Origin of the sequence: Tessaracoccus palaemonis, from assembly GCF_019316905.1 — a bacterium.
Taxonomy (GTDB): Bacteria; Actinomycetota; Actinomycetes; order Propionibacteriales; family Propionibacteriaceae; genus Arachnia; species Arachnia palaemonis.
In genome coordinates this window covers 957,214-982,591 of sequence record NZ_CP079216.1, presented here as the reverse complement: position 1 = coordinate 982,591, position 25,378 = coordinate 957,214, and the positions used below count along the sequence as shown (strand labels likewise).

Genomic DNA, 25,378 nt, shown 5'->3' with positions numbered 1-25,378 from the left:
GACAGGCCCGTCAGCGCAAGGCAGACGGCAATCGCAACGGTGCGGCGAGCTGTACGCATGTGATCTCCTTCGATCGAACCCAGGCTTCCCAGGGCTTAGCTTGATAAGCGTCCCGAACTTCGTTCTGAAGTGCGGGGTTTCAGCTACCAACAGGCTAAAGTTACGCAGTAAGTACCGCAAGATCCCGTCTATATCAGACGGAATCATTAGTAATAGGGGTCAGAGTGACAAGACGTCTCACACGCGCCGAGCAGCGCGCACTGGGCCAGGTCCGGTTCAACCCGGGTATCACACGCAACGAACTTGCCGACGAGCTCGGGCTCTCCGTCACGACAATCAACCCGCTTGTCGCCCGCCTGCTCGATGCAGGTGAGGTGTCCGAGGTACTGCCCACGGCAGCGGAGCGCCACGGGCTCGGGCGCCCCCGGGCTGCCCTGGTGACCACCGGCCAGAGGGACGCCATCGTCGTCGTCACCTGGGGACATGGGGTACTCGACCGAGCCGTTGCCACGTTCGACCGGTCAATCCTGTGGCGGCAGCGCACCCTCGTCAGCGGTCACCCGACCCGGGAAGCCCTTCTCGACGCCGGTCGAGAAGCGTTGGCTGCATTCCCGGGTACGGCTGAGAGCGGCAGGCCTGGCCGGGCCGTCTTCGGACTCCCGGTCCCCTACGAACATGGCGTCGGTGTCGGATCACCGGCAGGGCAGGCGGAACCCGGAGGGTTTGCCGCATGGTTCAACGAAGATCCCCAGTCCCTCCTGTCCCGCGAGCTCGGGGTTCCTGTGCACGTCGAGAACGATGCCAACCTGGGCGCCCTGGGCGAGGCCCGCCACGGGGCAGCCGCAGGGGAGCCCGTGGCAATCTACGTGAAGCTGAGCGGTCAGGGAATCGGCTGCGGCCTGACGATCGGCGGGGAGCTCTTCTCTGGAAGTCGCGGATTCGCCGGGGAGATCGCCCACATGCGGGTCGACGACAGCTCCCAGATCATCTGCAGCTGCGGATCCCGAGGGTGCCTGGAGGAGAAGATCGGCCCCAATATGCTGCGCCAGCTCCAGGACAACTACGGGCCAACCACCTACGCGGACCTGCTGATCATGGTCGAAGCAGGGACACCGGGTCCGATCCGCCTCCTCCAGGACGCCGGCCGTGTTGCCGGACGGGCGCTCGCCGACATCTGCACGTTCTTCAACCCGGGAGCGCTCGTCGTCGACGCCGGCAGCCCAGCAGCCTCCCAGATCCTCAAGAGAGGCATCCAGGAGCAGATCGACCAGTCCACTCCCCCATTCAGCCGCAAAGGACTCCAGATTCAGCCCAGCGGCCTCGGGGAGGACGCCGCCATCCAGGGCGCCCTGCACATCGCACGACTCGCAGCCATCGAGTCGATGCTAGGGACGATCAAGTAGCAGGTGAGACAGGAAGAGCGTGCCCGCGTGGACCCGTAGTACGGGACTGCTCTGGCAGGCAAGCTCCGGTACCAGAGTGCCGGTCAGCGGGGGCAGGTGCAGCGCTGATCCGCGGGGACGCCCTCGAGAGCCTGCTCGATGTGCTCCCCGCAGCCGGCCCAGGTGGGCTTGCCGCAGCGTTCGCAGGTGACCCTCTTACACATGGGCGTTCTCCTTGTCGATGGTGACCTTCGTGGCGTTCGTCAGGAAGCCACCCACCAATCTACGCCCGATCCCCTGGAAGTCGTCGGCGTTTCCGGTGGTCAGGAACTCCCGGCTGGCCTCTCGGGGCAGGTGCCGCAGCAGGTTCGCCTGCGTCAGCTGCGAGTAGGTCGACTGCGCGCACGCCTCGGCCGACGACACCAGCGTCACCCCGTTGCCCAGCACATAGCCGATGACACCGGCCAGCAGCGGGTAGTGCGTGCAGCCGAGGATGAGCGTGTCGCACTGGGCCTTCTTGATGGGCGCCAGGTACTCCTCCGCAACCGCGAGCAGCTCGTCGCCTCCGGTGATGCCGGCCTCGACGAACTCGACGAAGCGGGGGCACGCCTGCGTGGTGAGCAGGATGTCGGCGACGGCGAAGGCGTCGTCGTAGGAGGCGGAGTTGATGGTCGACTCGGTGGCAACGACGCCGATGCGGCCGTTGCGGGTCGCGGCGATGGCGCGGCTGGCGGCGGGCAGGATCACCTCGGTGACGGGCACGTCGTAGCGTTCGCGTGCGTCGCGCAGCACGGCCGACGAGGCGGAGTTGCATGCGATGACCAGGGCCTTGACGTCGCGTTCCATCAGGTGGTCGAGTCCCTCGAGGGCGAACTCGCGCACCTGGGCGATGGACCGCGGGCCGTAGGGCGCCCGGGCGGTGTCGCCCAGATAGATGAAGTCCTCGTTGGGGAGCTGCTCCACCAGCGACCTCAGGACGGTGAGTCCGCCGAATCCGGAGTCGAAGACTCCGATGGGCCGGTCGATCGCATCATTCACAACGCGTCATCCTACGCGCGGTCGAACTGCTCCGGATCGAGCCCGTGGCCCGCCGACAGGCAGGCCCCGCGCATCTCGAGCAGGTCCTCCAGCAGGTATCCGAGCCACTCGATGAGGTCGTGCAGGCCGGGATTGTCGCGGACGACGGCCGCGACGGGCTCCGCGAGCCGCTCGGTGCCGGCGAGCTCGGCGTACCAGAAGAGCCTGAGCGCACCCAGGGTCCGCGCCCAGTCGTCGACCTCGGCGAGGCTGACCGGCACGAACCCGACCCACTCGTCCAGGGCAGCCGTGACCTTCTCTGCCGCGGCGATCCTGATCCGCGTCTGGTCGTGGATGGAACCGCGCCAGAACTCGTCGGCGTCCTGTTCCTGGTCGGTGGCCGGCGGGTAGAGCCGGGCCAGGCGGGGGTCGGCGAGCATGCGGTTGGTGGGGTCGTCGGCCAGATCGGCGACGATCTGCTCGAACGGGTCGTCGCTGGGCGGCGGCAGCAGCGCGGAAAGGTGCTCGAGGTAGAACCCGAGCATCGCCCGCAGCCCGCCGTCGCGGCCGTCGCGCCCGTCGAAGGCCCAGACCAGCTGGTCGTCGCCGAGCGTCATGCCGGCTCCATGGTGGCCCAGAGGTTGTAGCCCTGCATCGCGAGCACGTCGCGCTCCATCTCCTCGCGGTTGCCGGTCGACACGACCGCCTTTCCCTCCTGGTGGACCCGCAGCATCAGCTTCTCCGCCTTCGTCCGCGGGTACCTGAAGTACTCCTGGAACACGTAGGTGACGTAGCTCATCAGGTTGACGGGGTCGTCCCACACGATGGTCACCCAGGCTCGGACCTCGTGCGGGGCCTCCTGGGGGCGTTCGACGACCTCGGCGCCGGAGGAAGGTACTGCGGTCATGCCCCCTACTCTGCCCGCTCGGGGCAAACACCGTGATCGATTCCTGTGGACGGACTACTGTCGTCGGCATGACTTCGGCACTGCTGACGGACCACTACGAGCTGACGATGGTGCAGGCCGCGCGCAAGGCGGGCACCGCCGGGCGCCGCAGCCTGTTCGACCTGTTCACCCGACGTCTCCCGGAGGGTCGCCGCTACGGCGTGGTCGCCGGGCTCGGCCGGGTGATCGAGGAGATCGAGAGGTTCACTTTCGGCGACGAGGAGCTGGGCTTCCTGCGCTCGGGCGGGGTCATCGACGACGACCTGGCGCACTGGCTCGCCGGCTACCGCTTCACCGGCGACATCTGGGGCTATCCCGAGGGGGAGGTCTACTTCCCCGGCTCCCCCGTCCTCTCGGTCGAGGGCACCTTCGCCGAGGCATGCATCCTCGAGACGGTCCTGCTCAGCGTCTACAACCACGACTCCGCCATCGCGGCGGCCGCGTCGCGCATGACGGCGATGGCGGGCAGCCGCTCCTGCGCCGAGATGGGGTCACGCCGCACGCACGAGGACGCCGCCGTCGCCGCCGCCCGCGCCTCATACCTCGCCGGCTTCGGGTCCACCTCCAACCTCGAGGCGGGTCGCCGCTACGGCATCCCGACCATCGGCACCGCCGCCCACTCCTTCACTCTGCTGTTCGACTCCGAGGAGGAGGCGTTCGCAGCCCAGCTTGAGGCGCTGGGCAACGACACCACCCTGCTGGTCGACACCTACGACGTCGAGACGGCCATCCGCACCGCCGTCCGGCTGACCGACGGCCGGCTCGGCGCGATCCGGCTCGACTCCGGCGACCTCGCCATCACCGCACGTCAGGCGCGCGACCTGCTCGACGACCTCGGCGCGACGCGGACCCGGATCATGGTGACCTCGGACCTCGACGAGTGGCAGATCGCGATGCTGCAGGGCGCCCCCGTCGACGGCTACGGCGTGGGCACGTCGCTCGTGACCGGGTCCGGGCACCCGACCTGCGGCTTCGTCTACAAGCTGGTGGCCCGCGCCGCCTCCGACGAGCCGGGCGCCGAGATGGTGCCGGTCGGGAAGAAGTCCAAGGGCAAGAACACGCTGGGCGGCCGCAAGTTCGCGATGCGCCGGCGGGGCGCCGACGGCCGGGCTGAGGCGGAGATCATCGGGCTGGGCGCCGCTCCCGTCAACGACGGCGACGACCGCGACCTGCTCGTGCCCGTCTACCGCGGGGGCGACCTGGTCTACACCGCGACGCTGGACGACGCGCGGGTGCGGCACGCCGAGTCGCTGGCGGAGCTGCCGCTCGCGGCCCGCCGCATCTCCCGCGGCGAGCCGGCGATCGAGACGATCATCCTGGACGCGGCCGGGGCCGAGACCACCAACCCGTACCAGGCGGCGCCGGTGGTCACGAACCTCTGAGCGTCAGCGGCGCTCCCACCGCGACGCCGGCTGCTCGGGTAGCCCGTTCATCACGGCGGCGAGCCTCTGGGGCAGCCGGGCGGAGAACACGTCCTCCAGTTCGATGCGGCGCCCCTCGGCGTCGTGCAGCGGCACGCGCCAGTTGGGGTACTCGTCGACCGTGCCGGGCATGTTCTGGGCGCGCCGCTCCCCCACCGCGTCGGTGAGGTTGGCGAGCAACACCTTCGACGGCGTGAGCAGCAGGTAGCGGTGCAGCGCGAGCATCACCTCGGTGCTGTCGTCGACCCTGTCGGGCGCGAGCACACGTGAGTCGACGAGCTTGCCCAGCCAGGCGGCGCGCTCCCGCCCGGCGACGCGCAGCTCGTCGTCGAGCGGCTCCGTCAGCAGCCCCAGGTCGTCGCGGATGCGGACGTGCTCGCCGTCGAGGTAGCCGAGCGTCGGGGGAAGATCGTGTGTCGTGACCGAGGCCATGCAGTATTCGCGCCACCACTGCGCGTCGAGCGGCTCGCCCTGCTGCCCCGCCTCGAACCACAGCACGGAGGTGCCGAGGATGCCGCGGCGTGCGAGGTAGTCGCGGACCCACGGCTCGACGGTGCCGAGGTCCTCTCCGACGACCAGGGCCTGGGCGCGCTGGGCCTCCAGCGCGAGGATGCCGACCAGCGCCTCGTGGTTGTTGCGGACGTAGGTCCCCTGCGTCGGGCCGCCGCCGCGCGGCACCCACCACAGGCGGAACAGGCCGATGATGTGATCCACGCGCAGGCCGCCGACGCGGCGCAGCGCGGCGGAGACCATCGCCCGGAAGGGCGCGTAGGCCAGTTCGGCGAGCCGGTCGGGGCGCCACGGCGGCTGGCCCCAGTCCTGGCCCGCCTGGTTGTACTGGTCGGGAGGTGCGCCGACGCTCATGCTGTTCGCGAAGACGTCTGGCATCATCCAGGTCTCGGCGCCCTCGCGGTTGATGCCGACGGCGAGGTCGGTCACGATGCCGACGGGCATGCCGACCTCGGCGGCGACCGCCTGCGCGGCGGAGATCTGCGTCTGGGCGACCCACTGCAGCCACTCGAAGAAGTCGATCTCCTCGGCGTTGTCCTCTGCGAACTCGACCACGGCGGGCGAGCTCGGCCGCTGCAGCTCCTCGGGCCACTCGCGCCAGCGCTGGCCGTGCTGCTCGCACAGCGCACTCCAGGTCGCGAAGTTGCGCAGCCCGACGCCCTCGCGGCGGCGGAAGTCGTCGTAGGCGATGCGGCGGGCGGCGCGCATGCCCTCGGCGTGAATCAGGCGCAGCGCCTCCAGCTTCAGCGGCCAGATGCCGTTGCGCTCGACGATGCCGGACTCGCGGCCGAGCGCGGCCGCCCGCTTGCGCAGCGCCTTGACCTGCTGCCGGGCGCCGCGACCCAGCGTGGCGTACTCGTCGATGGCCTCGGGCCGGATGTAGATCGGGTTGATGAAGCGGCGGCTGGCCGGCAGGTACGGCGACGGCTCGAGCGGGGTCACCGTCTCTGCGGCGTGCAGCGGGTTGATCAGCACGTAGCCGGCGAACTGGCGGGTGCCGGACCAGCTGATGAGGTCCGCGAGGTCCGCCAGGTCGCCGATGCCCCACGAGGAGCGCGACGCCACGGAGTACAGCTGGGTGCCGTAGCCCCAGATGCGCTGGTCGCGCATCGCGGGAGGGAAGCCCACGAACCCGGGGGTCACGATGACGGAGGCCCGGTGGACGCCGGTGGCGGTCGTGGCGACGACGTGGTGGTAGCCGGTGGGCAGGTCGGAGCCGAGCCAGAACGTGGCCTCGCCGATCGCCTCGCCGTCGACGACGCGGTCACCGGTGTCGTTGTCGCTCTGCCATGCTGGCCGGGTCTCGCCGCTCTCCAGCACGACATGCACCTCGAGGCCGGACCCGGCCGGCACGTGCACGTCGACGTGGATGCCGTGGCCCTCCTCCGCGACGGTGCAGGGCGGCAGGACGCGGCGCCAGGAGTCGTCGACCACGCGCTGCCAGGCGTCGTCGGCCGCCTGCGGGGTGCTCGCGTCGATGTCGAAGGCCGCGAGCACCTCGACGAGCGTGCTCACGGGGATGTCGACGTGGCGACCCTTCCAGTCCCAGAACTCACGGGCGATCCCGAAGTGGTCGGCCAGGCGCTGCAGGCCGGGGCTCAGGTCAGTCATCTCGCGCTCAGCGGACCTTGAGGACCTGCGTCTTCGACGCCATGTCGGAGAGGGTCTGCTTGTTGCGGGACGCGAGTGCGCAGATGCCCGTGACGATGGTCAGGATCCCGATGCCGTAGATGAAGGCGCCGAGGAACCCGCGCAGGATGGCGGTGCCCCAGCTGAGCTTCCCCGCCTGGTCGTCGCCCAGCCGCACCGTGCGCAGCCCGAGGGCCGCCTGACCGAGCGTCGCGCCGAGCGTGCCGAGCATCGCCGTGCGGTAGATGCCGTAGATGACCAGCGTCAGCAGCGCCGAGTACAGGATCGCCAGCCAGAACTCGTTGTCCGGCATCGGCAGCGGGCCCGTCGCAGGGCCCTCGGAGTAGAGGACGAACTCACGGGCCCACCGGTCGGTGGCCCCCGAGAGCATGGAGTTCACCCCCACAGCGCTCGCGATGAAGCTCACCACGATGTTGATCAGGATGTTGTCGAGCACGAATCCGAGGAGGCGCCAGCCGAAGCCCGCGACGCGCGGCAGGGCCGCAACCGCGTACGGCGAGGGCTGCTGTGTCGCGTAGCCGTAGCCCTGATTCTGCTGGCCGAAACCCTGCGGCCCCCAGCCCTGCTGGCCGTAGGTCTGCTGGCCGTAACCCGGCTGAGGCGGGGCGGGCGGCTGCTCCTCGTACCGGTCACGCGTTGCCTGCGACCAGGCGACGCCGTCCCAGAAGCGTTCCGCATCCGTCCCGGCAGGGTCCGGATACCATCCCGCGGGGGGCTGCTGAGGCGCGTTAGTCATGCCTACAAGGATGCCAGACAAGGCTGCGGCTTCCCTGTCGGGTGATTTTTGGGGACAATTGGCGGCGACATGGAGATGATTGGGCGTTACCGGATCACTGGCCGCATCGGCTCGGGGTCCTTCGCGACCGTTTACCGGGGCCAGGACGACACTCTCGACGTGCCGGTCGCGGTGAAGGTGCTCGCCGACAACTGGGCCACGAACGACGACGTACGGGCCCGCTTCCTCGCCGAGGCCCGACTGCTGCGGCGCATCTCCGACGAGCGCATCGTCCGCGTCTACGACATCGGCACCACCGACCGCGGGCAGCCGTACTTCGTGATGGATCTGGCCAACGGAGGCAGCCTCGATCAGCTCCGTAAGAGGCTCGTCGCCCCAGGGCTCGCCCTCAGGCTGTGCGCGGAGGCCGCGCGCGCACTGGAGGTGATGCACCGCCACCAGCTCGTGCACCGCGACATCACCCCCGGCAACATCCTGCTCACCAACACGCCGGGCGGCGTGCGGGTGATGCTGGCCGACCTCGGCGTCGCGAAATCGCTGCTGGACGACTACCGCGACACGATGACGGCGGGCACCCCCGCGTACATGGCGCTGGAGCAGGCGAACTCGACGGGCCTCGACCAACGCTCCGACATCTACTCGCTGGCCTGCGTCACCTACGCCCTGCTCACCGGACACCCACCCTTCCCTGTCAAGACGCTGGCCGAGCTGCTGAACCGGAACCACGCCATCGGCCCGGCCCCCATCGCAGCCCAGATCGGGGCCCCCCAGCAGCTCGACCAGGTACTGGCCTCCGCACTGTCCGCCGACCCGAACCGCCGTCCGCAGACCGCGTTGCAGTTCGCGGATGCCCTCGACACCCTGGCCGCAGCCCTCCCCGGCGGGGACGCGTACCGGCCCCGCCCGCTGTCCGCACCGAGCACGCCGACGGTGCCGCTGCCGGCGGCTCCCGCACCCATCGACACCCTGCCAGCGGGCCCCCGACACCCCGGCAGCCTCATGCCGCGCTCCGAGACCCCGACGTCGATGCTAGACAGCTACCTCGGGAAGGGTCGCTACCGGCCGGCGAAGACCAGGGAGACGCACTCGCTGTGGTTCCACGTGTGGGTCACGGCGTCGGCGATCCTGCTGCTCGCGCTGACTCTCTGGCTCACCGTGTACGTGCTGACGCGCTAGCCGGCGCGCAGTTCGTTGGCGATGTGCCCGATGCGTCGGCTGGCGAGGACCGAGGCGACGCTCAGAACCAGCACGGCCCCGAGCGCCGTGGTGTAGGCCAGCTGCAGCGGGTCGGCCAGCAGCAGCGCGGTGTAGATCGCCCCCGCGACGGCCGTGACGACCGAGTTGCCCACCGACTCCGCGACCTGCAGCGACGACTGGTTGCGGCCCTGCTCGAAGCTGCCGGACAGCGTCATGGTCGCCACGGCCGTGCTCGGCATCGTCAGACCCATGCCGATGCCGCCGACGACCCAGCCCAGCAGCCCCGCGACCAGCGGGATCTGCAGGTTCCACGCGAACACAGTGAGCCAGCCGATGCCGAGCGCCGAGAGCACGGCTCCGGCCGTCACGAACCCGTCACGGCTCAGCGGTACCCAGCCCTGGGCCTGCAGCCAGGAGCCGACGAACCAGCCGAGCGAGCCGACGGTGAGTGCGAAGCCAACTTCGAGCGGCGAGAGGCCGCGCAGGTCCTGCAGCACGACGAGCAGGATCGTCTCGGCCGCGAAGAACGAGCCGGCCTGCAGGGCCCTGGTCAGCACGACCGACGGCAGGCCTGCCCCGAACCCGCGTGCCGCAGGTGCCAGGATCCGGGGCAGCCCCCAGGCGAGCAGCCCCGCGCCGACCACGGCCGTGACAACGGACCAGACCCCGAGCCCCTGCCCGGCGAGCAGGATCAGCGACGGCGCCAGCGCGACCGACGCCAGCGGGCCGACGGCCACCGGTGGGACCTCCTCCTCGTCCGGCACGAAGGACGCCTGCACCGCCCGCACGCCCGGCAGCGTGCAGAGCACTGACACCAGCACGAGCGGGATCATGGCGGCGAAGACCAGCCGCCAGCTGTGGTGCGTCAGCCAGGCGGCGAACGGCGGGCCGACGAAGGCCGGCAGCAGCCAGCAGAACGACACGAGCGCCATCGCCCGCGGACGCTGCTCGGCCGGGAACCCGTGCGCGACCACCACCGACAGCGTCAGGTTCAGCGCGCCGGCGCCGAGGCCCTGCACCAGGCGCGCGAGCAGGATGAGCCACACGTTCGGGGCCGTCATCCCCAGCACCAGGCCGACGAGGAACATGGCGAAGCCGACGTACATCGGCCACGCCGGTCCTCGGGTGTCGGCGACCCTGCCCGCCACGACGGTGGCGACCAGCATCCCCGTGACGATCGTCGTGAACGCCCACGGATAGAGCTGCGCGGCGCCGAAGTGGTTCATGATCGTCGGCAGCGCCGTGGCCAGTCCGATGGTCTGGAACGCGGCGGCCAGCACGGCAAGCATGATGCCGACGATCAGCGCTGTGCGTTGCTGCATGAGCCAGCCTCCCTTTCCCGCCGCGGTACCTTCACCGCGCGTACACTTCGGTGCTATGAGTGAACTGGCCCCCGGCTCCCAGACAGTCCTCGACGAGCGCACTGAGCTGTTCGAGGACGGCGATCAGGATCGCTTCTCGCACTATGTCCCGAAGGACAAGCTCGTTGCCGCCATGGTCAACGGGACCCCCGTCGTCGCACTCTGCGGCAAGGTCTGGGTGCCGACGAAGAACCCGGAGAAGTACCCGGTCTGCCCGGAATGCAAGGAGATCTGGCAGTCCCTGCACCCCGGGAAGTGACCGGGCGCCTCGTCAGTAGCGGTAGCTGTCCGGCTTGAACGGCCCTTCGACGCTGACGCCGAGGTAGGCCGCCTGCTTCTGCGTGAGCGTGGACAGCTCGACGCCCAGCGACCCGAGGTGCAGCCGGGCGACCTCCTCGTCCAGGTGCTTCGGCAGCACGTACACGCCGACGGGGTACTCGTCGGGCCGGACGAACAGCTCGATCTGGGCGAGCGTCTGGTTCGTGAACGAGTTGCTCATCACGAACGACGGGTGGCCCGTGGCGTTGCCGAGGTTGAGCAGGCGCCCCTCGGACAGCACAAGGATCGAGTGTCCGTCGTCGAAGCGCCACTCGTGCACCTGCGGCTTGATCTCGACGCGCGTCACGTCGGTGCGCGCCTCCAGCCCCGCCATGTCGATCTCGTTGTCGAAGTGGCCGATGTTGCCGACGATCGCCTGGTGCTTCATCTTCGCCATCTGCTCGTGGGAGATGACGTCGCAGCAGCCGGTGCAGGTGACGAAGATGTCGCCGAGGCCGATGACGGAGTCGAGGGTGGCGACCTGGTATCCGTCCATGGCGGCCTGCAGCGCGCAGATCGGGTCGACCTCGGTCACGATGACGCGCGCACCCTGGCCCCGCAGCGACTCCGCGCAGCCCTTGCCGACGTCGCCGTAGCCGCAGACGACGGCGACCTTGCCGCCGATCAGCACGTCGGTGGCGCGGTTGATGCCGTCGATCAGCGAGTGCCGGCAGCCGTACTTGTTGTCGAACTTCGACTTGGTGACGGAGTCGTTGACGTTGATCGCGGGGAACAGCAGGGAGCCGTCGCGCTCCATCTCGTAGAGACGATGCACGCCGGTGGTGGTCTCCTCGGTCACGCCCTGGATCGAGTCGGCGATGGCGACCCAGTCGATGCTGCCGAAGGTGTCGCGCAGCAGCGCCTTGATGACCGTCACCTCGTGCGAGTCGCCGTCCGCGTCGGCGGCCGGCTCCCCGGCCTTCTGCGCCGCGACTCCCCAGTGGACGAGCAGGGTCGCGTCGCCACCGTCGTCGAGGATCATGTTCGGCATGCGGCCGTCGGGCCACACCAGGATCTCGCGGGCGCACTCCCAGTACTCCTCGAGGGTCTCGCCCTTCCACGCGAACACGGGAATGCCGGCGGCGGCGATGGCCGCGGCGGCGTGGTCCTGGGTCGAGAAGATGTTGCAGGAGGCCCAGCGCACCTCGGCGCCCAGCGCGACGAGGGTCTCGATGAGCACGGCCGTCTGCACGGTCATGTGCAGGGAACCTGCGATCCTGGCCCCCCGCAGGGGCTGTTCGGCGGCGAAGCGCTCCCGCATCGCCATCAGGCCGGGCATCTCGTGCTCGGCGAGCGTGATCTCCTTGCGGCCGAACTCGGCCAGCTCAATGTCAGCTACGCGATAATCCACGGCGCCACTCTATCCGGGCGACGCGGGTCTGCTCAGCCGTCGAGCGACGCCAGGTGCGCGAGCGCCAGGTCGTAGCCGCCGATGCCGCAGCCGATGATGACCCCGGCTGCCCTGGCCGACAGCACGGAATGCGAGCGGAACTCCTCGCGGGCGTGCACGTTGGAGATGTGGACCTCGACGTAGCGGCCGACCAGGGCCGCCGCGTCGGCGACGGCATAGGAGTAGTGGGTCCAGGCCCCGGCGTTCAGGACCACATCGGCGCCGGCGTCGGCGGCCTCGTGCAGCCAGCCGATGAACTCGCCCTCGTGGTCGCTCTGGCGGACCTCGACGTCCAGACCGAGGCGCGCCCCCGTCTCGACGAGGTGGTCGGCCAACTGGGCGTGCGTCGTGGCTCCGTAGACCTCCGGCTGCCGGTTGCCCAGCCTGCCGAGGTTCGGGCCGTTGAGGACGAGGACGCGGCGCATGGTCAGCTGAGTCCGATCTCGAGGTAGGCGGCGCCGTACAGGCCGCGCTGCAGGAGGGTGACGTAGCGCTCGATGGCCGTGGCCTCGAGCTCCTCGGGCCCGGAGCTGATCCGGGTGACGCGCACGCCGACGGACTCGGCCTGGCGGATCAGGCCGGCCGCCGTGTCCCGGAGCTTGCCGGGCAGCAGGTCGTCGTCGAGCATCACCAGCGCGGGGCGCACGTCGGCGTCGTCGTCGGGGTCGGCGAACAGGTCACGCTCGGGGATGGCGCGGAGCAGGCCGCTGAGCTCCGACGCGTCGGCGGCCAGGGCCGGGCGGCCGCTGGCACGCCGGAAGGCCTCGGCGATGCGCCGCGACGCGCGGGCCGCGAGCACCGTGCCGCCCCAGACCAGGGGCAGCGAGTCGGCCAGTTCGAGGGCGAGCCCCTTGCCGGGGTTCTCGGACAGGTCGCTGGAGGGGCCGCACACCTCGGCGACCAGGTCGGCGGCCTCCGCCACCTGCTCCGGATGCACGACGGGGCCGAGCCCGAGCCCGCCGAGCTGCGCGAGCACCGCGACGGCTGCCGCCATCGGGTCGGAGTCGAGGGTCGGGATGAGGGAGGCGCCGGAGAAGCCGGCGATCGCGCCGGCCAGCGCCGAGTCCTCGGGCGCGGCGACGATGAGGGACGCGCCGCGGCGGGCGGCCTCGCCCGCGCACTGCAGGACCCACTCGGGCGAGTCGTGGCCGCCGAGGACGACGGCGAGGTCGAGGGGGCCGACCCAGGCGGGCAGGCCGGGGCCGGGCCATGCCATGAACGGGACGGGGCAGGCCGGCTCGAGGACCGCGCGGACGAGGCGGGCCTCCGTGCCGAGCACGAGGATGCCGCGCGGCCGGTCGGCGCGGTCGAGATGGCCGATGGGCCGGGTCTGCGCGGCGCGGCGGATGCGCGCGCCGGCGGTGGCGAGCCAGCGCAGCGTCTCGCTGTCGGTCAGCTCGGTGGACTCAAGTCGGGAATCGTCGAACATCGGTGACGTCTTCAGAGCGTGGAGCGGGCCTGGTCGATCAGGAGCACGGGGATCTGGTCACGCACGGGGTACGCGAGGCCGCACGCCTGGTTGGTGCAGATCAGCTCTTTCGCGTCGTAGTCGACTGCGAACTTCGCGTGGCAGGACGGGCATGCCGCGATCGCAAGAAATTCGGGCGAGAGCTTGAGGGCTTCGTCGGCCATGGAAATGCTCCTTGAGAGAACTGATTGATTGACTCTACCGTGTCCGGCCGAGGCCGGGCTCAGGCCCTGACCAGCGTGAGGACCTCGTCACGCAGCGCGCCCATGGTGGCGTCGTTGCGTGCCTCGACGTTCAGTCTGAGCAGCGGTTCGGTGTTGCTGGGGCGCAGGTTGAGCCACCAGCCCTCGGCCCGGTTGCGGACCGTCAGCCCGTCACCCCACTCGACATCGCCGCGGCCGTCGAAGGCCCCCGCGACCCGCTCCTGGCAGGCCTGAGCGTCGTCGACGGTGGAGTTCAGCTCCCCCGAGCGGGAGTAGCCGTCGTAGACCGAGGCCAGCGTCGACAGTGGCTGATCGCTCTCACGGACCAGCTCGAGGACGTGCAGCGCGGCGAGCATGCCGGTGTCGGCGGACCAGAAGTCGCGGAAGTAGTAGTGGGCGGAGTGCTCGCCGCCGAAGATCGCGCCGGTGTCCGCCATCATCGCCTTGACATAGGTGTGGCCGACGCGCGAGGTGACCACGCGGCCGCCCCGCGCCTCGACGGCTTCGGGGACGCACCACGACGTGATGGTGTTCGTGACGATGGTCGCGCCCGGCTCCTTAGCCAGTTCCGCGACGGCGATCATGGCCGTGACGACTGACGGGTCGACGACCTCGCCGCGCTCGTCGATGATGAAGCAGCGGTCGGCGTCGCCGTCGAAGACCAGCGCGAGGTCGGCGCCGTGGCGGCGCACGGCCGCCTGCGCGTCGACGAGGTTCGCGGGCTCCAGCGGGTTCGCGGGATGGTTCGGGAACGTCCCGTCGAGGTCGAGGTAGAGGCCGATGATGTCAAGGTTCCGGCCGGACAGCACGGACAGCGCGGTGTGGCCGGCCATGCCGTTGCCTGCGTCGATGACGACCTTGAGCTCGCGGAGGCCGCGCTGGGGAACGAGGTCGCCGAGCTTGTCGGCGTAGGCGTCGAGCGCGTCGATCGTGCGGTAGCCGCCGGTGACCTCGGCGCCGACCTCGACGGTGGCGGCGCGGTCGCGGAGCCGCTCCATGAAGTCGCCTGGCACCGGACGGGCGTCGGCGAGGCAGAACTTGATGCCGTTGTACTGGGCGGGGTTGTGGCTGGCGGTGAACTGCACGCCGGGCAGCGACAACCAGCCGGAGGCGAACCACAGCTCGTCGGTGGAGGCGAGGTCGATGTCGATGACGTCGGCTCCCGCGCGGCGGGCGCCGTCGATGAAGGCGAGCGAGAGCTCCCGCCCGAAGGCACGCATGTCGCGGCTCAGCACGAACTGCGTCGCGGCGGTGAGGTCGACGTATGCGGCGCCGAGGGCACGGGCACCGTCGAGGTCCCACTGCGGCGCATCGCCGGAGACGATGCCGCGGATGTCGTTTGCCTTGAAGATTTCAGCGTCGAGCACGCGCCCAGCCTATCGCCTGGCTCTGGGGGCCGCCCCCTGCACGAGGCGGAGATGGCCGCCGCGGCCGCCGGGCTCCGGCAGCGGGGGCAGCGGCTCCGCCGGGGGCGCGGGTTCGTCGGCCCGCAGGCCGATGGCGCGCACCGCGTCGGCGAGCGCCATCAGGTCGTCCGTGACCGGCTCGGGGGCCGCGGGGGCACCGTCGAGGGGGAGGCGGAGCACCTGCCACCCCTGAGGCACGCTCGTGCGCTCCGCGTGGCGGGGGCACAGGTCGTAGGCGCCCGGCTCCGGCGTCAGGGACAGAGGCCCGAGCACCGCGGTCGAGTCGGCATACACGAAGGTCATCGTGGCCACGGCGGGCGCGGCACACGCGGTTCGGGAGCAGGTACGCACCCAGGCAACCTAACGGACGCCGCACTAGAGTGGCGGCATGCCACGCAGACGAGATCGACATGGACGCGGTCTACGCGGCCCACTCGCCGCTCCGAATCCCTTCTCCGGACGGCCCGTGCCGCTGCGGCGCCCCTCCCGCGTGGACTTCTTCAACGACTGCGTCACCGCCGCGATGTCCGACATCGCCGCCGTCTCGCCCGACGCCCTGACCGGCATCGTCGTGGGTGTCGAGGAGGTGCCCCACCTCAACACCGCGTGGTCGGGCAACCGGGTGCCCCTGTCCGCGGCGCTGGAGCCGAGCCGCGGCCGACGCGCGCAGATCGTGATCTTCGAGCGGCCACTCGAGCACCGCGCCACGTCCCGCTCCGACCTGAGGCGGCTGGTCCACCAGACGATCGTCGAGCAGCTGAGCGCCCTGACCGGCCGCAGCATCGAGGAACTCGGCGGCGAGCCGGAGTGGGACGACTAGTCCTTTCGCCTCGGAGCCGCACCACCCCAGTCGCGTCCGCCACCACCCCGGCCCTGCTCCGAAAACCCCAGCCGCGCTCCGAAAATCGACCAGTGCCCGATTCTCCCCGGTCTACCTCCGAAAAGCGCCCAATGCCTGGCGCCCCAAGTCCAGCGTGGTCGCCCGCGCGGCGTCAGCGCAGGTTGGTGTCGTAGGACGCGTCGCGGCCGGGTTCGTCGGCGACGCCGACGGTCAGCAGCGGCGCGACGATCAGCCCGTTCGACGTGCCGGACGCGATCGCGCCGACGAGTTCGCCGTCGGCCGTCACGCGCACGCGGTCCATCTCCTCGGCGACGGGGACCGTCACGGTCATGCCGGCGCGCACGATGATCTTCGCGTCCTCGGCGCCCTCGACGTTCGCCGTGACGGTGTCCACGCCGGGGTTGCTGAGCTGGATCATCCAGCCAGGCCTGGCCGCGGAGGCCAGCGTGGCCGACGCCTCGGTCGACACCAGCGTCACGGTCGGGCCCGGCTGGTCGTCGAGCACGACCGCCGCCCCGACCTCTCCCGGGGACGTGATGCGCAGCGCCGTCGCCTCCGACCCGAGGTCGGAGCCGAGGCCCACGACGACGGTGGACAGTGCCGGGACCGTCACGTCTGCAGTGGACGCCGGCGAGTAGGTGCCTGACTCCCCCAGCGCCTGCACGGTGACGTCGACGCGGTCCACTCCCGGGTTGCTGAGCAGGAGCTTCTGGTTCTTCCCGTCGGCAGGGATGCCCGCGATGACCTGCTCCGCCGCGACGGTCGTCGCCGTCGCGTAGTGCTGCTCCGAGCTGCCCTCGACCGCCCTGGCGAGCACCGCGACGCGGCCGGGCGTCGAGGTGAAGGCCACAGCCACCGGGTCCGTGCCCGCGTCGGCGGCCAGCACCGACAGCGCGACGCGCCGCGTCACGCCGGGGGCGATGGCGATGCCCCGGGCTCCGACGGAGCTGATCTCGCCGTCGGGCCCGTACAGCGTCAGGTCGACGGCGGCCTCCGTCGCGTCGGTGTTCACCAGGACGAGTTCCGTGGCGGATGGGTCGGCCACGAACAGCATCCCCGAGCTGACGGGCGTCTCGCACGGCACCCAGGTGCGCGCGCCGGACGTGATGAGCACGCCGGCCGCCGCGTCGCCGTCGCTGCGCACGACCGTCGGGCCGTCGGTGTCCTGCGACACGAACCCGTCGCTGGCCTCGCCCTCGGTGCCGCCGACCTCGGCCGTGTGCAGGTCGGAGTCCGCGACGGCGAGCAGCCCTCCCGCGGGGACACAGGTCACACGGCTGGTCTGCGGCAGTTGCACGACGTGCGTCTCCGGCCTCTGCAGCGGGGAGATGAACGACAGGCCGACGACGACGGCGACGAGCGCCACGAGGGCGAGACCGGTGAGCAGGATGCGGCGGATCATGACTGTCCCCTTCGTGCCACGGTGGCGCCGCCGAGCGTTGGCGCCGCCAGGGTGGCGACGACCAGCAGCACGACGACGTGCAGCGCGAGCTGCCACCAGCGCGGAGTCGGTTCGATGCTGAGCGTCCCGCCGTCCGCGGGCACGCCGGTGAGCGTCACGACGTCCTCCCGGCTGACGTCGGTGGTGGTGGTGCCCCGCGCCAGGCGCTGTCCGTCGACCGACGCAGTCCAGGACACGTCCGGCGAGTCGGCGACGCGCAGCTCGCGTCCCTCGTCCCCCGGCGGGACCTGGCCGTCCGCGATGGGCTCCGAGTCGATCGTGACGCGGGAGACCAGCCCGCCGACCGTCCACACGGCCGAGGAGTCGTCGGCCGCGGCGGAGACGAGCGACTCCAGGTTGTCGAGGGCCGCGCGATGGTCCTGGTCGAAGCCGCGCACCCACAGGTGCGAGACGCCGAGCTCGCGGAACCTGTCCGCCAGGTCGCTCGGCGGGTTGGCCCCGGCGATGGCCTCCGCGAGGGCTGCGAACTGGTCGGCGAAGGACCCGGTGGGGTTGCGCTCAGCGCTCCCCCAGCGCGGCTGGCGGGCGTCGACGACGCTCCAGGAGACGGCGGACGCGTCGCTCAGGTCGACGAGCAGCGCACGGGAGTCACGGCTGGACGAGATGACGTCTCGGACGTAGCCGGGCAGGACGCTGGTCGTCGACTGCACGGGTCCCGCGAAGCCGACCACGGCCCACACTCCGACCGCCAGCAGCCCCGCCAGCGACATCGACAGCACACCGCGGGAGCGGATCCTCGTCTCCTCGCGGTCACACCAGATGGCCGGCGCGAGCAGGGCCGCGACGACCAGCAGCGCCCAGGGCGACAGCAGCGGGCGCGCAACGCCCCCGTCGACCTCGACGATGAGGCGCGACAGCAGCGTGCCGACCAGCAGCGGAGCGGCGACGCCGACGACGGCCCTCGTCCAGGCCGGCCTGCGCAGCGTCGAGATGGCGAGCAGAGCCACGACGCCAAGTGCGGCGAAGAAGACGATGTTGGCCCACAGCGGGAGGCCGGACGGCAGGATCCGCCCGACGACGAGCGCGTAGGAGGCCGGCGGGAAGTCCGGCCACGCCAGCGGGTCGACGCCGGTCAGGAGCCGACCGGGGTGGCGCACCAGCGTGGGCAGCCAGGGGATGAACACGAGCCAGGCGGGCACGACCATGATCGCGACGGAGACGATGCGCTCGCGATCGCGTACGGCCCACACGACGGCGACGACGGTGAGCAGCGGCAGCGCCACAGGCCAGACGACCGAGACGACGATCAGCCAGAACGCGGCGCTGGCGGGGGCGCGCAGGCCCTCCGCTCCGGTGTCCTCGTCGATCACGACCGCATGGACGGCCCGGGCGAGGATGGGGGCAGCGACGGCGAGCACCATGCCCGACACGTCACCGGCGGTGACCAGCCCGAGCAGGATGGTGGCGCCGGCCCAGGCCCCGCCGGCGGCGACCGCGACGGGCAGCGCCACCCGCAGGTGCCGCAGCAGGGCGAGCGCGGAGATGCCGGAGAGCAGCGGGACCAGGATCACGGCCAGGAAGGTGAACCAGCCCGGGCTGCCGAAGCCGCCGAGCGAGGAGAAGGCCGCGAAACCGAGCCAGGGTGCGGTGCCGGTCAGGTAGGCCTGCCAGGCCGCGGCCAGCGACGCGGGGGCCGCCAGCAGCCCGCCGCCGGAGATCGGTCCACCGCCGAGCAGGCTGCGCGCCGCGACGCCCGCCGCGACGAGCAGCACGACGACAAGCACGGCGACCGGCGAGACGTGTAGGCCGCGCCCGACGCTGGCCGTGAGCTCATCGTCGCTGGTCAGCTCGTCGAGGGAGGTGTCGGCCTCCGTCGTGTCGGTGAGGTCCTTGTAGCGCTCGGACACCGCGCTGCCGAACCTGTCGAACGCGTGTTGCACCGGCCAGAAGCGACTGGGGAGCAGCTCCTCAGGCGTCAGGTCCTCCTCCGGCAGCCGGGCTGCGAGGGAGGCGGTCTCCTCGGCCGTGTCTCGGTAGCGTCGGAACGCACCCAGCTCGGCGCGGGCGAAGCCGGGCGCCTTGGCGAGCAGGAAACCCGCCGAGCGCAGCAGGCTGGCGGCGCCCAGCCCGAACGTCGAAGCCCCGCGCGAGCCGGCGATGCGCAGCGCGGCCAGGCGGTCGTCGAGGTGCGGATGCCGTGACTCGTGACGCAGCCCGGTGTGTCCGGCGCGCAGGTGGTGCAGCGACCCGGCAGGCCAGGTCAGGACGCGGAAGCCGACGGCATTGGCACGCCAGCAGAAGTCCACGCCGTCCCGGTGCCGCGCAACCTCGGGGGCGATGCCGCCGAGCTCGCGCCACGTCTCGCCGCGGACCAGCAGCCCGGCAGTGGAGGCGCCCAGCACGTCGCGGGCATCGGTCTGCCCCTGGTCGATGTCGCCTTCCTCGACGAGCGGGACGCGCTCGCCGCCTCGCGTGATGGCCTGGCCGACCTCGGAGAGGGTCTCTCGGTAGTTGCGGCGCTTGGGCTGCAGCAGCTTCGGCACGACGACGTCGGCCTGCTTCGCCCCCTCGAGGAGGCGGGTCAGTGTGCCGCGGCGGGGTGCGGAGTCGTCGTGCAGCAGCCAGACCCACTCAGGCTCGTCCTCGCCGAGGCCCAGCCTTACGGCCTCGCCGAAGGTCACGTCGCGGTCGGCGGTGAGGACATCGTCGAGGATCCCCTCGCCCAACGCCTTCCGCAGGAGGTCCCCGGACGAGTCCTGGGATCCGGTGTCGACGGCGACGAGGCGGCCGGGGCGGGGGTTGAGACCCGCGAGCGCGACGAGCTGGCGCGGGAGGAACTCGGCCGCGTCGTGCACCACCATGACGGCCGTCACGGCGGACGGGTCGATGTCGGGGGCGTCGTCGGCGGTGTCATCCTGGTCGATCCAGGACCAGAGGTCGTCCTCGAGATGCCCGTGCAGGGGTTCGTCGCTCACGTGTTCTCCAGCCTGAGTCGTCTCGTGCGCCCGGGGTTCACGGGTGGGTGGACGACCATATCAGCCCTGTCGGAGGTCGGCCCGCGACCGGCGCTCAGCCCGCGGCGCGCTTGAGCTTGCGGCGCTCCCGCTCGGAGAGACCACCCCAGATACCGAAGCGCTCGTCCTGTTGGAGGGCGTACTCCAGGCATTCGGTGCGCACGGTGCAGCTCTCGCACACTCGCTTGGCCTCTCGGGTCGAGCCACCCTTTTCAGGGAAGAACGCCTCGGGATCGGTCTGGGCGCACAGGGCGTCGGCCTGCCACGCAAAGGCGCCGTCGTCGTCGAGCAGAGAAATCAGACTCTCATCCATGCAACCCTCCCTTCTGCCCCGAATTACACCGGAGTGATTTAGGTGCGTCAAGTGTAGCGGCGCGCCCGGTTCAGCGACGTGGTGGTCTGATCAGCGTCGCATCCGGGTCATCCTCGTCGACCCGGGGCCAGGGCGTGGTCGCCCTGTCCCACCGCCCGGCCCCCGGCGCGGGCCGCGGGGCATGGACGGGGGTCGCCGCAGAGGCGGGGGGCACGGGACCTCGTGCGGGGGCCGTCGCCAGATCGCCCCGGGCCTGGACCTGCAGCAGCGCCAACGTCAGCAGAGCGCCGCCCAGCAGCAGCCCCGCCACGCTGCCGAGCATCGCCGCCGGAGTCGCGACGGCCACGGCCTGGACGACGATCAGCACGACCCGCAGGACCAGTGCCGCCGCGGCGGCGAAGAAGGTGGCGATGCGGGCCCCTCTTCCGACCGGCCCGGCGACGAGGGCTGCGACGGTCACGCCCAGCAACGCCGTCGGGCCGACGGCCTGGGTGCCGCCCAGCGCCAGGGCGACGGCCTCCACCGCCCCGGAGGAGAGTGCGCCCCACAGCAGCACCGCGTGTCCCGTCCGCATGAGGTTGTCGTCCACCTCGCTGTTTCCCTCCCCGTCGATGTCTACGCGAATTCTGCCCCCGCCCGGGTTCGCACCTCATCGACCAGCTGCTTGACCCGCTCCGCGTCCTCCAGGCGGGCTGCGAGAGTGGCGGTGGGCGTCGCGACGACCAGCGTGTCCGTCAAGCCGATGGTGGCGAGCACGTGGTCGCGGCCGGTGGTGTTGACCAGCACGCACCCGCTGGTGTCCATGGTGACGCTGCGCCCCTCGACGGCATTGCCGTGCTCGTCGTGCGCCAGCGTCTCTGCCAGCGACAGGTATCCGCCGACGTCGCGCCAGGCGATGGCCAGGCCGACGCTCACGACCTGCGCACCGGTCGCCCCGCGCGAGGCGGGTTCCATCAGCGCGTAGTCGACCGAGATCCTCTTCAGCGTCGGGAAGAGCTCGTCGAGCCGGTCGGGCTCGGCTGCGATGGCGCGGACGGTCGCCGCGACCTCAGGCTCGAGCCGGTCGAGCTGGTCGAGCAGCGTGGCCGCCCGCCACACGAACATGCCTGCGTTCCACCAGTACTCGCCGCTGGCCAGGTACTCCTCGGCCACGTCGCGGGCGGGCTTCTCCCGGAACTCCGCCACCTCGCAGACACCCGGGAACCCGTCGATGGGCGCCGCGCGGTGCAGGTAGCCGTAGCCCGTATGCGCGCTGGTGGGCACGACGCCCAGTGTGACGAGGGACTGCGGGCGGGACTCGGCGACCTCGAAGGCCGTGGTCAGGCTGCGCTGGAACTCCTCGACGGGTTCGATGATCTGATCGGCGGTCACCATCGCGACGACACCCTCGGGGTCCCGGCGTGCGATCTCGGCTGCTGACCAGGCGACCGCGCCGAGCGAGTCCCGGCCCTCCGGCTCACCCAGGATGTTCCCCGGAGCGAGCTCTGGAAGCTGCATCGCGACGTCGGCGGCGTACGCGCGGCCGGTGCACACGAGAATGTGCTCGGCATCGACCAGCCCGTCCAGCCGCTCAAAGGCCAGCCTGAGCAGCGAGCGCCCCTGGAAGATCTCCAGCAGCTGCTTCGGCCGCCCCTGCCTGGACAGCGGCCACAACCGGGTTCCCGAGCCGCCGGCCATGATCACCACGTAACGCATGGCCACAACCTAGCGTGCGGCAGCACGCCCCGTCAGGCGGAGACTACTGTCGGGTTCATGTTCATCCATGCCCTTGCCGACCGGGTGCGTCGGAGCGGCGGCTCGCCGCTGCTGACGTGCTACGACGCCGCCGACGACTCCCGCATCGAGCTGAGCGCCACGACGTTTGCGAACTGGGTGGACAAGACGGCGAATCTCATCGTCGACCTCGGCCACGAGGACGGCGAGCCGATCGACATCGCGCTGGCCACGACGCACCCCGGACACTGGGTGACGTACGTGTGGATCGCCGCCGCCTGGCAGCGCGGCTGCCCGGTCTTGGACGGCACAGGCGACACGGACCTGCTCGTCGTCGGCCCACACGACATCGGTCGGGCGCCCACGACCGTGATGTGCTCCCTGCACCCGTTGGGCCGCGCGCTGGCCGAGGCGCCGGCAGGTGTCGTCGACTACGTGGAGGTGTTCGGGCAGCCGGACCTGCACGACGAGGCGATCGGGCTCGGCGAGGCCATGTGGTCAGACAGACCGATCGGCCGCGTGACCCCCAGCGACGAGCGGCTGCTGATCGCCGACCCTGCACCGGGCTGGCAGACGGTGGCGACGGCGCTGGTCGCGCCGGTACTCGGCGGCGGGTCGACGGTACTCGCCTCCGGATACGACGCGGGCGCGCTCGACCTGATCTCCGTCAGTGAGCGCGCCCGCGTCCTGTAGACGTCAGTTACTGGGTTCCTCGGCCTGCTCCTCGGCGGCCTCGGCCGCATCCTCGGCGGGGGCCTCCTCGGCGGGTGTCCCCGCATCGGCCTGCTGCACCGCCGCGACGGGGTCGGCGATCAGCGCGGCGCCGCCACCCAGGGTCGCCAGCATCTGCCGGACGTTGCTGAGCTGGGCGGTGATGGAGTCGCGGCGGGCGGTCACGGCGGCGAGCTCGCGCTCGGAGTCGCGCCGGATCCGCTCGGCCTGGGCGCGTGCCTGACCGACGAGGTCGTCGGCCTCGCGCTGCGCGGTGACCTTCATGCTCTCGGCCTGGCTGCCGGCGTCGGAGACGATGCGCAGGGCCTCGTTCTCCGCGGCACGGAGGTTCTCCTCGGCGGCGCGCAGCTGGTCGTCGCGCTGACCCATCTGGGTGGCGAAGTCGGCGGCGGCGGCGTCCCTGCGCTCGGCCAGCGTGCGCTCGAAGTCGGCGGCGGCCTGCGCGGCGCGGGCCTGCTGGGACTCGTAGACGGCCTCTGCCTCCTCACGGCGGGTCGCGGCCTCGCGGTCGGCGTGGTCGATCATCTCGTCGGCCCGTCGCTGCGCCCCGGACAGCCGTGCCTCGGCGTCGGCATCGGCCGAGCTGCGGGTGTCGACGGCGTAGCGGTCGGCCTCGGCGGCGGCCTGCTGCGCCTTCGCGGTGGCCTCCTCCACGACGCGGGTCGCCTCATCCTTGGCGGCTCGGCGGAGCTCGGCCGCCTCCTCCTCGGCGAGGGTGAGCATCTGGCTGATGCGCTCGCCCAGGTCGGCGAAGGTCGGGCGCGACACGGTGGCCTTGGCCTTGGCTGCCTCCTCGGCGCGGGAGCGGGCGGCGGCGAGGTCGGACTCGAGCCCGGCCTGCCCCTGACGGGCCTCCTTCAGCTGCACGGTGAGCTCCCCCAGCTCGGCCCGTGCGGCCTCGAGTGCCTGCTGCAGGGTTCCCAGCTCTGCATCCACCTGTGCGGGCTCGTAGCCGCGCAGAACTGTCCTAAATGCGGGTGCCATCAATTGTCCTCATTCTGAGTGGGGGTTTCGTTCACGGCGAGCGCTTCGATCACGCCGGAGAGGTTGTTGAGTTGTGCGGTGATGGTGTCGCGGCGCTTCGCGAGCCCCGCGACCTCCTCCCTGGCCTCGGTCAGCATCGCCCTGGCCTGCGTCCGCAGGGCCTCCGCCTCGACGCGGGCGCCTGCGAGCAGCGCGATCGCCTCCTCGCGGGTGGCCCTCGTCCGTTCGAAGGACGCCTTCTGGGTGCGTTCGAGGTCGGCGCTCAGGCGTTCGCGCACGAGCGTGGCGTTGGCCTCTGCATCCGCGGTGCGCGCCTGCGCGCGCTCGGCGATGGCGGCGGCCTCCCGCTCAGCGCGGGCGACCACGTCGGCTGCCTGGGCCTCGGCCTGCTGCCGGGTGCGGGCGGCGTGCTGCGTGGCGGCTCGGAGCTCGGCGTCGGCGCGGCCGCGGATGTCGGCGGCCTCGACGTCGGCGCTGCGGACGCGGCGACGGGCGACGTCGACGCTCCTGGCGAGGGTCGCCGCGAGCTTGCCGCGCAGGTCGCGGGCCCGGGCCGCGGAGTCGGCGTGGGCCTCGCGGCGGGTGCGGGCCGTGTCTGCGGCGGCACCGTCGAGCAGCCCGGCCACGGTCGCCCGCGCCCACTCGAGCTGGCCGGCGGCGTCCGCGAGCTGCTCCTTGGCCTTCTCGTCCGCCTCGGCGAGCAGGCGGGCAGCCTCCTCGCGCGCCGCGGCGAGGTGTTCGGCCGCGCGACGCTCGGCAGCGTCGGACTCTGCGGCGATGCGGGTGCGGATCTGGGTCACCTGGTCGACGGTCGTGGCCTTCAACGAGGCGACGTACTCGTCCGCCTCCGCGCGCAGCCGCGCCGTCTGCGCCTCGGCCGCGGCGCGTTCGGAGGCCAGCTGTCCGTCGTGGACGGCGCGGGCTGCGGCCAGCTCGTCGGCCTGCCGCGCAACGTCGACCTCAGCCTCGGCGCGCAGGCGGGCAGCCTCCTCGGCGGCCTCCCCGACGACGCGCGCGGCCCTGGCGTCGGCGTCGGCGGCCCGTTGCTCAGCCTCGACGCGCGAGTCGGCGATCAGCTCGTCGGCATTGCGCTCCGCGACGCCGGTGAGCTCACCGGCCTGCCGCGCGGCGTCCTCCAGGATGTGGGCAGCGTCGGCGCGGGCCTCGTCGAGGCGGTGCCGCGAGAACTGCAGCTCCGCTGCCGCTTCGTCGCGTTCCCTCTTCACCTCGGCCGTCAGTGCCCGTACGGCGTCGGCCTCCGCCTCCGCCTCCTGCCGCAGGCGGTCGGCGAGCAACTGGGCCTGCCGCAGGACATCCACCGCCGAGCCGCTCACGGGTGTCGCCTCGTCGGCCGGTCGGGGATCCATGTGTTCC

At 71.5% G+C, this 25,378-nt stretch carries 26 protein-coding genes; 6 read left to right on the top strand and 20 right to left on the bottom strand.

Annotated features, from left to right (window positions below):
• Nucleotides 1-224: 224 nt before the first annotated feature.
• On the top strand, nt 225-1,403 hold the full coding sequence (locus KDB89_RS04340) for an ROK family transcriptional regulator (RefSeq protein WP_219083639.1): 1,179 nt from the start codon (nt 225-227) through the stop codon (nt 1,401-1,403).
• Between the two features lie 83 nt (nt 1,404-1,486).
• Here the strand turns inward: KDB89_RS04340 and KDB89_RS14830 are convergent, their stop codons facing one another.
• The 4 genes from KDB89_RS14830 to clpS are packed head-to-tail and all read right to left on the bottom strand — an operon-like array spanning nt 1,487 to nt 3,306.
• Nucleotides 1,487-1,606 carry a DUF8730 family Cys-rich protein gene (locus KDB89_RS14830; RefSeq protein ID WP_498371058.1) on the bottom strand — a complete coding sequence of 40 codons (120 nt, stop codon included), beginning with the start codon at nt 1,604-1,606 and terminating at the stop codon, nt 1,487-1,489.
• Complete coding sequence (gene murI, locus KDB89_RS04335; RefSeq protein ID WP_219083638.1) at nt 1,599-2,420, bottom strand: glutamate racemase; 822 nt, start codon at nt 2,418-2,420, stop codon at nt 1,599-1,601. The genes KDB89_RS14830 and murI overlap by 8 nt, the downstream gene beginning before the upstream one ends.
• An 11-nt stretch (nt 2,421-2,431) precedes the next feature.
• The gene (locus tag KDB89_RS04330) at nt 2,432-3,016 is read right to left on the bottom strand and encodes a DUF2017 family protein (protein WP_219083637.1); all 585 of its coding nucleotides are present in this window, start codon (nt 3,014-3,016) and stop codon (nt 2,432-2,434) included.
• Complete coding sequence (gene clpS / locus KDB89_RS04325; protein ID WP_219083636.1) at nt 3,013-3,306, bottom strand: ATP-dependent Clp protease adapter ClpS; 294 nt, start codon at nt 3,304-3,306, stop codon at nt 3,013-3,015. The genes KDB89_RS04330 and clpS overlap by 4 nt, the downstream gene beginning before the upstream one ends.
• Nucleotides 3,307-3,374: 68 nt before the next feature.
• Here clpS and KDB89_RS04320 point away from each other — a divergent pair, with 68 nt between their 5' ends.
• On the top strand, nt 3,375-4,727 hold the full coding sequence (locus KDB89_RS04320; protein ID WP_219083635.1) for a nicotinate phosphoribosyltransferase: 1,353 nt from the start codon (nt 3,375-3,377) through the stop codon (nt 4,725-4,727).
• A gap of 3 nt (nt 4,728-4,730) precedes the next feature.
• Here KDB89_RS04320 and malQ read toward each other — a convergent pair whose 3' ends face one another.
• Nucleotides 4,731-6,887, bottom strand: a complete 2,157-nt coding sequence (gene malQ / locus KDB89_RS04315) for a 4-alpha-glucanotransferase (protein ID WP_219083634.1) — start codon at nt 6,885-6,887, stop codon at nt 4,731-4,733.
• 7 nt (nt 6,888-6,894) lie between these two features.
• Nucleotides 6,895-7,662 (bottom strand): RDD family protein, encoded by a 768-nt coding sequence (locus KDB89_RS04310; RefSeq protein ID WP_219083633.1) that lies wholly within the window; start codon nt 7,660-7,662, stop codon nt 6,895-6,897.
• Nucleotides 7,663-7,731: 69 nt separating this feature from the next.
• Between KDB89_RS04310 and KDB89_RS04305 the strand changes: the two genes are divergently transcribed.
• Nucleotides 7,732-8,838 (top strand): serine/threonine-protein kinase, encoded by a 1,107-nt coding sequence (locus KDB89_RS04305; protein ID WP_219083632.1) that lies wholly within the window; start codon nt 7,732-7,734, stop codon nt 8,836-8,838.
• On the opposite strand, the gene KDB89_RS04300 is transcribed toward KDB89_RS04305, so the two are convergent.
• On the bottom strand, nt 8,835-10,181 hold the full coding sequence (locus KDB89_RS04300) for an MFS transporter (RefSeq protein ID WP_219083631.1): 1,347 nt from the start codon (nt 10,179-10,181) through the stop codon (nt 8,835-8,837). The genes KDB89_RS04305 and KDB89_RS04300 overlap by 4 nt on opposite strands.
• A 55-nt stretch (nt 10,182-10,236) precedes the next feature.
• Between KDB89_RS04300 and KDB89_RS04295 the strand changes: the two genes are divergently transcribed.
• Nucleotides 10,237-10,479, top strand: a complete 243-nt coding sequence (locus tag KDB89_RS04295; protein WP_219083630.1) for a DUF3039 domain-containing protein — start codon at nt 10,237-10,239, stop codon at nt 10,477-10,479.
• Between the two features lie 12 nt (nt 10,480-10,491).
• Here KDB89_RS04295 and ahcY read toward each other — a convergent pair whose 3' ends face one another.
• Genes ahcY through KDB89_RS04265 form a run of 6 tightly spaced genes read right to left on the bottom strand, consistent with a single transcriptional unit; the run spans nt 10,492 to nt 15,356 of the window.
• Nucleotides 10,492-11,889, bottom strand: coding sequence for an adenosylhomocysteinase (ahcY, locus tag KDB89_RS04290; protein WP_219083629.1), 1,398 nt, complete (start codon nt 11,887-11,889; stop codon nt 10,492-10,494).
• A gap of 32 nt (nt 11,890-11,921) precedes the next feature.
• Nucleotides 11,922-12,353 carry a type II 3-dehydroquinate dehydratase gene (locus KDB89_RS04285; protein ID WP_219083628.1) on the bottom strand — a complete coding sequence of 144 codons (432 nt, stop codon included), beginning with the start codon at nt 12,351-12,353 and terminating at the stop codon, nt 11,922-11,924.
• 2 nt (nt 12,354-12,355) lie between these two features.
• Entirely contained in the window at nt 12,356-13,357 is a 1,002-nt protein-coding gene (locus KDB89_RS04280; RefSeq protein WP_219083627.1) for a phosphoheptose isomerase family protein, read from the bottom strand.
• Nucleotides 13,358-13,368: 11 nt separating this feature from the next.
• The gene (locus tag KDB89_RS04275) at nt 13,369-13,560 is read right to left on the bottom strand and encodes a Trm112 family protein (RefSeq protein WP_219083626.1); all 192 of its coding nucleotides are present in this window, start codon (nt 13,558-13,560) and stop codon (nt 13,369-13,371) included.
• Between the two features lie 59 nt (nt 13,561-13,619).
• Entirely contained in the window at nt 13,620-14,966 is a 1,347-nt protein-coding gene (locus KDB89_RS04270) for a phosphohexomutase domain-containing protein (protein WP_219083625.1), read from the bottom strand.
• A gap of 9 nt (nt 14,967-14,975) precedes the next feature.
• On the bottom strand, nt 14,976-15,356 hold the full coding sequence (locus KDB89_RS04265; RefSeq protein ID WP_219083624.1) for a DUF3499 domain-containing protein: 381 nt from the start codon (nt 15,354-15,356) through the stop codon (nt 14,976-14,978).
• A gap of 37 nt (nt 15,357-15,393) precedes the next feature.
• Between KDB89_RS04265 and KDB89_RS04260 the strand changes: the two genes are divergently transcribed.
• The gene (locus KDB89_RS04260) at nt 15,394-15,825 is read left to right on the top strand and encodes a metallopeptidase family protein (RefSeq protein ID WP_219083623.1); all 432 of its coding nucleotides are present in this window, start codon (nt 15,394-15,396) and stop codon (nt 15,823-15,825) included.
• A gap of 172 nt (nt 15,826-15,997) precedes the next feature.
• On the opposite strand, the gene KDB89_RS04255 is transcribed toward KDB89_RS04260, so the two are convergent.
• From KDB89_RS04255 to KDB89_RS04235, 5 genes are all read right to left on the bottom strand, one after another.
• Nucleotides 15,998-17,248 carry a DUF5719 family protein gene (locus KDB89_RS04255; protein WP_219083622.1) on the bottom strand — a complete coding sequence of 417 codons (1,251 nt, stop codon included), beginning with the start codon at nt 17,246-17,248 and terminating at the stop codon, nt 15,998-16,000.
• Entirely contained in the window at nt 17,245-20,223 is a 2,979-nt protein-coding gene (locus KDB89_RS04250) for a glycosyltransferase family 2 protein (protein WP_219083621.1), read from the bottom strand. The genes KDB89_RS04255 and KDB89_RS04250 overlap by 4 nt, the downstream gene beginning before the upstream one ends.
• Before the next feature lie 94 nt (nt 20,224-20,317).
• A complete protein-coding gene (locus tag KDB89_RS04245) occupies nt 20,318-20,575 on the bottom strand; it encodes a WhiB family transcriptional regulator (protein ID WP_219083620.1) in 258 nt (85 codons plus the stop codon).
• A 70-nt stretch (nt 20,576-20,645) separates the two neighbouring features.
• A complete protein-coding gene (locus KDB89_RS04240) occupies nt 20,646-21,164 on the bottom strand; it encodes a hypothetical protein (protein ID WP_219083619.1) in 519 nt (172 codons plus the stop codon).
• A 26-nt stretch (nt 21,165-21,190) separates the two neighbouring features.
• Nucleotides 21,191-22,270, bottom strand: coding sequence for a mannose-1-phosphate guanylyltransferase (locus KDB89_RS04235; RefSeq protein WP_219083618.1), 1,080 nt, complete (start codon nt 22,268-22,270; stop codon nt 21,191-21,193).
• Nucleotides 22,271-22,327: 57 nt separating this feature from the next.
• Here KDB89_RS04235 and KDB89_RS04230 point away from each other — a divergent pair, with 57 nt between their 5' ends.
• Nucleotides 22,328-22,981, top strand: a complete 654-nt coding sequence (locus KDB89_RS04230) for a TIGR03089 family protein (protein ID WP_219083617.1) — start codon at nt 22,328-22,330, stop codon at nt 22,979-22,981.
• A gap of 3 nt (nt 22,982-22,984) precedes the next feature.
• Here the strand turns inward: KDB89_RS04230 and KDB89_RS04225 are convergent, their stop codons facing one another.
• Both KDB89_RS04225 and KDB89_RS04220 read right to left on the bottom strand, forming a co-directional pair.
• Nucleotides 22,985-24,004 carry a coiled-coil domain-containing protein gene (locus KDB89_RS04225; protein WP_219083616.1) on the bottom strand — a complete coding sequence of 340 codons (1,020 nt, stop codon included), beginning with the start codon at nt 24,002-24,004 and terminating at the stop codon, nt 22,985-22,987.
• Entirely contained in the window at nt 24,004-25,371 is a 1,368-nt protein-coding gene (locus KDB89_RS04220) for a coiled-coil domain-containing protein (protein ID WP_219083615.1), read from the bottom strand. The genes KDB89_RS04225 and KDB89_RS04220 overlap by 1 nt, the downstream gene beginning before the upstream one ends.
• Nucleotides 25,372-25,378: the final 7 nt, after the last annotated feature.

What these genes read in the sequence shown, in the direction of transcription:
- KDB89_RS04260 (WP_219083623.1), top strand. Translation starts at nt 15,394, where the DNA reads ATGCCACGCAGACGAGATCGACATGGACGCGGTCTACGCGGCCCACTC.
- KDB89_RS04305 (WP_219083632.1), top strand. Translation starts at nt 7,732, where the DNA reads ATGGAGATGATTGGGCGTTACCGGATCACTGGCCGCATCGGCTCGGGG.
- KDB89_RS04230 (WP_219083617.1), top strand. Translation starts at nt 22,328, where the DNA reads ATGTTCATCCATGCCCTTGCCGACCGGGTGCGTCGGAGCGGCGGCTCG.
- KDB89_RS04245 (WP_219083620.1), bottom strand. Translation starts at nt 20,575, where the DNA reads ATGGATGAGAGTCTGATTTCTCTGCTCGACGACGACGGCGCCTTTGCG.
- KDB89_RS04320 (WP_219083635.1), top strand. Translation starts at nt 3,375, where the DNA reads ATGACTTCGGCACTGCTGACGGACCACTACGAGCTGACGATGGTGCAG.
- KDB89_RS04280 (WP_219083627.1), bottom strand. Translation starts at nt 13,357, where the DNA reads ATGTTCGACGATTCCCGACTTGAGTCCACCGAGCTGACCGACAGCGAG.
- KDB89_RS04300 (WP_219083631.1), bottom strand. Translation starts at nt 10,181, where the DNA reads ATGCAGCAACGCACAGCGCTGATCGTCGGCATCATGCTTGCCGTGCTG.
- malQ (WP_219083634.1), bottom strand. Translation starts at nt 6,887, where the DNA reads ATGACTGACCTGAGCCCCGGCCTGCAGCGCCTGGCCGACCACTTCGGG.
- KDB89_RS04310 (WP_219083633.1), bottom strand. Translation starts at nt 7,662, where the DNA reads ATGACTAACGCGCCTCAGCAGCCCCCCGCGGGATGGTATCCGGACCCT.
- KDB89_RS04295 (WP_219083630.1), top strand. Translation starts at nt 10,237, where the DNA reads ATGAGTGAACTGGCCCCCGGCTCCCAGACAGTCCTCGACGAGCGCACT.
- KDB89_RS04255 (WP_219083622.1), bottom strand. Translation starts at nt 17,248, where the DNA reads ATGATCCGCCGCATCCTGCTCACCGGTCTCGCCCTCGTGGCGCTCGTC.
- clpS (WP_219083636.1), bottom strand. Translation starts at nt 3,306, where the DNA reads ATGACCGCAGTACCTTCCTCCGGCGCCGAGGTCGTCGAACGCCCCCAG.
- KDB89_RS04275 (WP_219083626.1), bottom strand. Translation starts at nt 13,560, where the DNA reads ATGGCCGACGAAGCCCTCAAGCTCTCGCCCGAATTTCTTGCGATCGCG.
- KDB89_RS04330 (WP_219083637.1), bottom strand. Translation starts at nt 3,016, where the DNA reads ATGACGCTCGGCGACGACCAGCTGGTCTGGGCCTTCGACGGGCGCGAC.
- KDB89_RS04220 (WP_219083615.1), bottom strand. Translation starts at nt 25,371, where the DNA reads ATGGATCCCCGACCGGCCGACGAGGCGACACCCGTGAGCGGCTCGGCG.
- KDB89_RS14830 (WP_498371058.1), bottom strand. Translation starts at nt 1,606, where the DNA reads ATGTGTAAGAGGGTCACCTGCGAACGCTGCGGCAAGCCCACCTGGGCC.
- KDB89_RS04235 (WP_219083618.1), bottom strand. Translation starts at nt 22,270, where the DNA reads ATGCGTTACGTGGTGATCATGGCCGGCGGCTCGGGAACCCGGTTGTGG.
- KDB89_RS04225 (WP_219083616.1), bottom strand. Translation starts at nt 24,004, where the DNA reads ATGGCACCCGCATTTAGGACAGTTCTGCGCGGCTACGAGCCCGCACAG.
- KDB89_RS04285 (WP_219083628.1), bottom strand. Translation starts at nt 12,353, where the DNA reads ATGCGCCGCGTCCTCGTCCTCAACGGCCCGAACCTCGGCAGGCTGGGC.